Origin of the sequence: Cyclobacterium plantarum (assembly GCF_011290685.1) — a bacterium.
In the GTDB taxonomy this organism is placed as follows: Bacteria; Bacteroidota; Bacteroidia; order Cytophagales; family Cyclobacteriaceae; genus Cyclobacterium; species Cyclobacterium plantarum.
In genome coordinates, this window is sequence record NZ_JAANYN010000021.1 from 20,131 (window position 1) to 28,001 (window position 7,871).

General features: G+C 40.6%; 7 protein-coding genes. 6 read left to right on the forward strand and 1 reads right to left on the reverse strand.

Annotation, left to right across the window (positions count from 1 at the left end):
• Nucleotides 1-28: 28 nt before the first annotated feature.
• From cysS to G9Q97_RS24385, 4 genes are all read left to right on the forward strand, one after another.
• Nucleotides 29-1,522 carry a cysteine--tRNA ligase gene (gene cysS / locus G9Q97_RS24370; RefSeq protein WP_166151845.1) on the forward strand — a complete coding sequence of 498 codons (1,494 nt, stop codon included), beginning with the start codon at nt 29-31 and terminating at the stop codon, nt 1,520-1,522.
• Nucleotides 1,512-2,495, forward strand: a complete 984-nt coding sequence (locus G9Q97_RS24375; RefSeq protein WP_166151847.1) for a M28 family peptidase — start codon at nt 1,512-1,514, stop codon at nt 2,493-2,495. Before cysS ends, G9Q97_RS24375 begins: the two co-directional genes overlap by 11 nt.
• A gap of 23 nt (nt 2,496-2,518) precedes the next feature.
• Nucleotides 2,519-3,673 (forward strand): galactokinase, encoded by a 1,155-nt coding sequence (galK, locus tag G9Q97_RS24380; protein ID WP_166151849.1) that lies wholly within the window; start codon nt 2,519-2,521, stop codon nt 3,671-3,673.
• 446 nt (nt 3,674-4,119) lie between these two features.
• Nucleotides 4,120-4,818 carry a hypothetical protein gene (locus tag G9Q97_RS24385; RefSeq protein WP_166151851.1) on the forward strand — a complete coding sequence of 233 codons (699 nt, stop codon included), beginning with the start codon at nt 4,120-4,122 and terminating at the stop codon, nt 4,816-4,818.
• Between the two features lie 340 nt (nt 4,819-5,158).
• Here the strand turns inward: G9Q97_RS24385 and G9Q97_RS25435 are convergent, their stop codons facing one another.
• Entirely contained in the window at nt 5,159-5,374 is a 216-nt protein-coding gene (locus tag G9Q97_RS25435) for a hypothetical protein (protein WP_394353004.1), read from the reverse strand.
• Nucleotides 5,375-6,191: 817 nt separating this feature from the next.
• Between G9Q97_RS25435 and G9Q97_RS24395 the strand changes: the two genes are divergently transcribed.
• Together G9Q97_RS24395 and G9Q97_RS24400 are read left to right on the forward strand one after the other, a co-directional pair.
• The gene (locus tag G9Q97_RS24395; protein WP_166151853.1) at nt 6,192-6,920 is read left to right on the forward strand and encodes a hypothetical protein; all 729 of its coding nucleotides are present in this window, start codon (nt 6,192-6,194) and stop codon (nt 6,918-6,920) included.
• Nucleotides 6,921-7,221: 301 nt separating this feature from the next.
• Complete coding sequence (locus G9Q97_RS24400; RefSeq protein WP_166151854.1) at nt 7,222-7,842, forward strand: hypothetical protein; 621 nt, start codon at nt 7,222-7,224, stop codon at nt 7,840-7,842.
• The last annotated feature ends 29 nt before the right edge of the window (nt 7,843-7,871 follow it).

Consider the following 7,871-nt stretch of genomic DNA (forward strand, 5'->3'; position numbering starts at 1 on the left):
AGTATTGAAAGTTTGATAAATTTGCCCCATGCATTCAAAAAAGTTGAAAATATACAATACCCTATCAAGAAAAAAGGAATTTTTTGAGCCTCTAAGTCCACCTCATGTGGGCATGTATGTGTGCGGACCTACAGTATATGGCGATGCACATCTGGGACATGCCAGGGCTGCCGTTACCTTTGACGGCGTATACCGCTACCTTTCTTTTCTGGGATACAAGGTCAGGTATGTCCGCAATATTACCGATGTAGGTCATTTGGAAGCGGATGCGGACGATGGGGAAGACAAAATTGCCAAAAAGGCCAAACTGGAGCAGTTGGAACCCATGGAGGTGGCCCAGCAATATGCTGCCTCCTATCACCAGGACATGAACCTGCTGAATACCATCAGACCCAGCATCGAGCCCCGGGCCACTGGTCATATTCCGGAACAGATTAAATTAGTGGATAAAATTCTGGAGGAAGGTCTGGCATATGTGGTAAATGGAAGCGTTTATTTTGATGTGTTGAAATACAATGAAACCAAAAAATATGGTCGCTTATCAGGCAGGGTGGTAGAGGAATTGATGAGCGGAAGCCGGGAGCTGGATGGGCAATCGGAAAAAAGAAATCCCCTGGATTTCGCCCTTTGGAAAAAAGCCGCTCCGGAACACCTGATGAAATGGGATTCTCCCTGGAGTGTGGGATTTCCGGGCTGGCACCTGGAATGTACCGCAATGAGTGCCAAATACCTGGGCCACCAATTTGATATACATGGGGGAGGGATGGACTTGATGTTTCCCCATCATGAGTGTGAAATAGCCCAGGGCAATGCCTGCCATCATGCGGATCCCGCCAAATACTGGATGCACAATAACATGATAACCATCAATGGGCAAAAAATGGGCAAGTCTCTGGGTAATTTCATCACCCTGCAGCAGCTGTTTACCGGCGAACATGATAAACTGGAACAAGCCTACAGCCCCATGACGGTGCGGTATTTTATCCTGACGGCCCACTATCGGTCCACCCTGGATTTTTCCAATCAAGCTTTGCAGGCCGCACAAAAAGGGTATAAGAAGCTGATTAATGGTCATCGCATTGGGAAATTACTGACCTATCAGGATGATCCTGCTATTTCCCTGGATGACAATCAGATCAAGCAGGTAGAAAAAAGCATTGCGGATGCTTTTGCATCCATGGACGATGATTTCAATACCGCACAGGCCATTGGTCATTTGTTTAACCTGCTTAAAAAAATCAATAGCATGTATACCGGTCAGCTGCATCCTGCCCAGTTGGGTGAGAAGGTATTTGATGAGTTGATTCGTACTTTCGGTTCCTTTGTCACAGATATACTGGGTCTGGTGGAAGAGAAAAGTGATCATCAGGAAGAGTTGCTCAAGGTGATACTGGAACTGTATGGGAAGGCGAAAACTGCCCGGGAATACCATAAGGTAGACGAGATCCGCAAGGCGTTAAAATCTGCGGGTTTGATCATCAAGGACATGAAAGACAAAGTAGATTGGGCTTATGAAGAGTAGATTGGTCATTTTGATTTTTGGGCTCATTTATTGGTCCTGCGGAGAGCAAAGCGTCCGGGAAGAAAAAGCAGAAGAAGAATTATCCCTTAAACCCGTACCTGCCTTCAATGCCGATTCTGCCTATGCTTTTGTGCAAAGACAGGTGGATTTTGGCCCCAGGGTTCCCAACACAGCCGCTCATAGGGAAACCGGCGATTGGTTAACCGAAAAATTAAAAACCTATGGGTTTTCAGTAAGCGAACAGGAGTTTACGGCCAGGGCCTATGATGGCAGGGAACTGCAATTGAGGAATATTATTGGAAGCTTTCAGCCGGAGGCCGGCAAAAGAATTCTGCTGGCTGCGCACTGGGACACCAGGAGAATTGCGGACAAGGATACAGAGCGCCTGGATGAACCCATTGATGGGGCCAATGATGGCGGAAGTGGAGTGGGCGTTTTATTGGAAATTGCCAGGGTGCTGCATGCCGATACCCTGAGACCCGATGTGGGGATTGATATCATTTTCTTTGATGGGGAAGATGATGGAGAGCCGGAACACCGAAATTTCAGGGACAATAGCCAGGTTTGGTGGTGTCTGGGTTCTCAGCACTGGTCCAAAAACCCTCATTCTCCCGGTTATTCCGCTTATTATGGTATTTTGCTGGATATGGTAGGAGGTAAAAATGCCCGGTTTTACAAGGAGGGTTATTCCATGCAATATGCAAAAAACCTGGTAGACAAGGTCTGGAATTATGCCCATAGGTTGGGATATGGGGAGTTTTTTCCCATGCGCCGTACCGAGGCCATCACGGATGATCACCTGTTTGTCAATCAGGACGCCAATATTCCCATGATCAATATCATCGAATTCAGTCCCGAGTACGGATTTGGTCATTACCACCACACGCATCAGGACAATATGGACCTGATCGATCGGAAAAGCCTGGAGGTCGTAGGGGAAACTGTTCTCTTCACCATTTTTCAGGAAGAATAATTCATTCATTAAACCCCTTTTTCATGTCAATTGCAGGTGAGATCAAAACTCTTTTTAAGAATAAATACAAAAAAGAACCCGTGCTGCTGCGCTCTCCAGGCAGGATCAACCTGATCGGAGAACATACCGATTACAATGAAGGCTATGTACTTCCGGCAGCCATTGACAAATACATCTACCTGGGATTTGCTAAAAATAACAGCCGAAAATGCAGGGTGTATTCAATCGACTTCGGGGAGGAGGAAAGCTTTTTGCTGGAGGACATGAAACCAAGGAAGGGCTGGATCAATTTTGTCATGGGAGTGGCCGCCCAGTTGGTGAACGCGGGGCATGAGCTGCAAGGTTTTGATTGTGTATTTGGTGGGGACATTCCCATAGGGGCGGGCTTATCTTCTTCCGCAGCGTTGGAAAATGGGGTAGGTTTTGGTCTAAATGAGCTTTTTGATTTGAAATTGTCACCTATGGCATTGTTGAAGTTTTCCCAACAGGCCGAACATGAATACGCCGGGGTAAAATGCGGCATCATGGATATGTTTGCCTCCATGATGGGTAAAAAAGACCAGGCCATACGATTGGATTGCAGGTCGTTGGATCATGCGTATTTCCCCCTTGAGCTTGGCGAATACCAACTTTTGCTTTGTAATTCCATGGTCTCGCATTCCCTGGCAGAGTCGGCCTACAATGAAAGGAGGGAAGAATGTCAGCAGGGTGTGGACCAGGTAAAGCAGCAGTTTCCGGAAGTGAAAAGCCTCAGAGATGTTACTCCTCAAATGCTGGAAAAGGCAAAAGGGGAAATGTCTCCCCTGGTTTACCAGCGTTGCGCTTATGTGATCCTGGAGAACGAACGCTTGATAGATACCTGCAATGCCCTTGCTGCTGATGACCTGGTAGCGGTTGGGCATTTGCTCTACGGCTCTCATATGGGACTTTCTGAAGCTTATGAAGTCAGTTGTCCGGAGCTTGATTTTTTAGTGGACTATACCCGAGACCTGTCCTATGTTTTAGGTGCAAGGATGATGGGTGGCGGATTCGGCGGCTGTACCCTAAATCTCCTAAAGAAATCTGCTACAACGGAATTTATTGCCTCCATTACAGGGGCCTATCTGGAGAAATTCGGCTTGCAATTGGAAACCTATGAAGTCAACGTTGCGGATGGGACCGGAGTAGCTGAGGTTTAAGGCGATAGGCTTGCATGCGGTTTTCTGACCATCGCTTATTAATGGAACCTCCCTAAGATGCATTTATCGAATGAAAAACTAACATTAACCTGCCAGGGAGGGGCCATTATCACGATCAATAGTCACTTTTTCTGCGCGGTATGAGCTAATTGAAGAAGTGAACAACAAACCTCGCCAGATTTTGACCGGTGTAGCATTTATCTGGTGGTTGACGGCGTGTTTAGTCGTTTATAATCGGTTAGGTAAGTTAGATCTTGTTCCTAAAAGGCTAACCGATACCCGAATTTTTCTTCCTGCACAGCCTTATTTATTTTTATTTTAAAAAAACAGTAGTTAGTTTTAGTGGCCGTTGGAAGGCAAATACAGTGCAGTTTATTCGTACGTTAGCCTAAATATAAGGACGCTAGGTGGTATTACGGTAATTTGAATAGTAAAACTACAAATCAATGAATATTAATACTAAATCAGTTATAATTGGAATAATCATAGTAGTTTTTTTTTGGGCTCTTTCTGGTGTTATTATTTGGGTGTTATTAGAACCAAGTAACAGGGGAATATTTGGGGATATGTTTGGTTCAATAAATTCCTTGTTTTCTGGCCTTGCCTTGTTTGGCATAATAGTTTCGATACTTAACCAACAAAAAGGGTTAAAATTACAGCAAGAAGAATTAGCAGAAACCAGATTCGAATTTAAAACAAATAGGTTGACAAATATTCTATTTAAACAAATGGAATATCTAAACTCAATTATTGAAAAAACAACATTTGAGAGTGGAAATATTTTTGAGCTTGTAGATTTGCTAGAGAAATATGAAAAAGAAGAATCAGATGGTAAGTGTCTGGAAGTACTTGAATTAAATTCTTCAAAAATAAAAGGCTTAATGATACGTGTAGTTTCTGTTCTTCAAAATTTTGAAACAATTGCAGCAAATTCCAAAATTGATACTTATGAAGTACTACAGCTTAAGACACTGTTGCGTAGCAATATAATTTCACAGTATTTTACTTTATTACGTCATGATTTAAAAACAATGAGAAATCCTTCGTCCACTGATGATTTCTACGAGGATATTGAGAAGACTCAAATGAAGTTGTATTTGGATAATGCTCGATACATTTTGGATTACGGAAAAGAGAAAACTTAGGCTAATCGTGTAGACGGCCTCGCCTCACACCACTGGAGGTAGTTTCGTATCCAGCGGTTCACTGGATTGCAGGTTGGGTTTTGAGGTAATAGGAAAGCATCGAATCATATTCCTTTCTTCTTAGGTGGGACAAAGTGATCTCAGTAATCAGAATTGGATTCTGAGTTTAAAAGTGGAAGGTTTTCGGATGCCAGCACTGCGTTAGCTCCCTTCGTACTCCTGTAATCGGGCGTCTCCCTGTTGACGGGCAAATCTGAGTTTATCTATAATATTTAAGAGGTAAATCTCGTTACCCACCTTTCTGGCCTTCTTTTTCGGCTTGCTGTAGAAATTGAAATCGTCAGTATAAGACGTATCTCAGAGTTCTCCAGTCCAATTCCTTGTCCAGCACATCCCCCAGGATGTTCATCAATAGGGGGCTGAGCGGGGAACCCTTAGGGGCCTCTTTTCTACCCCTGCCGTTTCCACATGGCTGTCGCCTTAGAATACAGGCAGGGATAAGCCCTAAGGTAGTCGAGCATTTTACCCGTTGGTAGATTAACTGTAGTAAAATCACATGGTCAACTTCGTCAAAGAATCCTTTGAGGACGATGTCTACTATGTCCTGATAGCCATGCTACCCGCTGCCTGGCTACTTCGCTAAAATGTCTAGTGGGAAATTTTCTTTAATAATGTCGACCCTATTTTTCAGGAAGTGTTACCGCCTTGTGGATGTTCTTTCCAGGAAAGTAGCCGTAGGTGTTTTGCTCGAAAGTAAGTTTGTACTCGGTCATAAGCGCTTGCCCTACCGCTTGTTGCAGACACCTTTCAACCACACTGGCAACCATCAGTGTTCTGGTTTCGACAATCCCTGCTCGTTCCTCCAGCTAATATGAGCTTGGCTGACTTCTCTTAGATGATCCCGATGTCCAGAGATCTCCTTCGGTAAGTTGAATATCCGTATGCCTATTCCAGCCATATCTACCAGTTCGGCACTTCTCGCCTTTCGGAAGCTTGGGGCTTCCGGGGGACGATGTGCTATCTAATTCGACATCTTGGCCTTAGTATATGGTGTCTGTTCGTCAGGATAGACACCGCACTCTGACTGCCTTCACTCGATGCCTAACAGCAAAGCAGATTGCTACTTCCTTGGCTTCGGAACAGCCTGCCGTTACTTAGTCAGTGTTACCCCCGCCGCACGGAAGGGCCTTTCATCAGTTGGAACGGTCAATTTTTTTTTCCTATATTCACCATTCAAGTAACACACAATGGCTAAATCGATCATAGCCAGTAAAAGATGGCTACCCCGTTTAGCAGGGACGTTCAGGACAATTGGAATCAAAAAGAATAGATATTTTCAGAAATGAAATATTAATAATTAATAGTCATCGACAATGAAAATAGATCAAATAAATGAAGCGATAAAGCCCTATTATACCTTGTTAACGATGATTGTAGGTATTGGAGGGGTGTTTATTGGAGCTTATGCACTGATAATCAAACCATCAGATTTACAGGTAATTTTAAAGAAAGAAAAAATTGACTATCCTGTTAGTATCAACCAAGAATTTCTTGAATTAAATAGATATGTATTAGAAAATTGCCCTACTGATGAAACAAAACTGTTATCTGTTTCAATATCTAACTACTTGTTAAAAACAAAGGATCATTGGATTGTTAAATTAATCAACAAATCAAACAAATATATTTCGGGTTTAGAAGTTAGAATTCCGAATACTAAGTTGCTTACCTCATATGGAATTAGTTCTAATTTCTTATTGGAAGAAGAGAAGGATAAATTTTTAGAAAAAATTGATTTTCAAGATAAAAGTGGAATAGTATATATTAAGCCAGAGATCGAAATTCCCTCAAATTCCAATATAGAAATATACTTGTGGGGCGATTTTACAGATTTTAATTGGGGTGAAAATATTCATGTAAAATATAGTGGAGGAGAAGGAAAACTTCAAAGAGAGGTTATTTCTACTGGATTCAAAGCCTATATAACAGAATTTTACATAGAAATATTTCTTGTTTTATTGATAATTTTCTTATTGACATATTCAGTTGGTATCAAATTAAATGAAGCTAATATTAAAAAGATTTCTGGCATCTCTGATTGATTTACTTTTCTTCATAATAGTATTATTAATCTTTGGAAAAGTTTCTGGCTTTGACCAGAACTCTAACAACTACCTTTATGTTTACATTTGCACTTTCATTTTATCGGTTTTGTTACCAATCATTTCATTTAAAAATACATTTGGAGGAAATTTACTGAATGTACATTATTTTAATAGTGATATAAGACTGAAGTTATTCGTCAAATATTTGGTATTTCTTAGCTTAACGTTGAGAACTCCCAATTTTAGTAAATTTATTTTTTCATCACTTGAACTCCTAACTACTCTGTCGATTCAAAACATGTTTTCCTTCAGATTAGAAATAGTTTTCTTAGTAGTTTTTATTTTTTGCTTTTTATTTAGCTTAGGAAGATTTAATCTAATTGATTATATCTTAAATATCAAAGTGAAGTCTAAAGAATATAAGAAAACTCCGATAAAAAATTTAATTATTTACGGGTCAATTTTACTTTTATTATTATTTTCCAGTTCAATTGAATTTTTACTTTCTCCAACAGATGGTTTTGATCAATATAGAAATCGAATTGGTAATGTTTTTGCAACTGAATACTTCCCTAAGGAAAGAATTTCAGATTTTATGGCAATAAAAGTGCCGATTGTTACAATTGAGAAAACCAACAACATAGTTACAATTTCTGATTTTAGTTCTATTTTCCTGAATAGATCTCTAAAACAAAAAAGTATAAAAGTATTAGTAAACAATAAAATTCATAACTCAGTTAAATTAAGAGAGGAATTATGCAATAAATTAATTGCGTTTTCTAAATTCAATGATATAATTTTTAACAACAAGATTTATCAAACGAGGATAATATTAATTTATATAGAACTAACTTCAATGTTAACGAATAAGATAATTGAACAAGGCACTTTTTCAATAACTAAAAAGCAGGTATATTGACAGCGTAAGCAGAAAGTTATGGAAAAGCG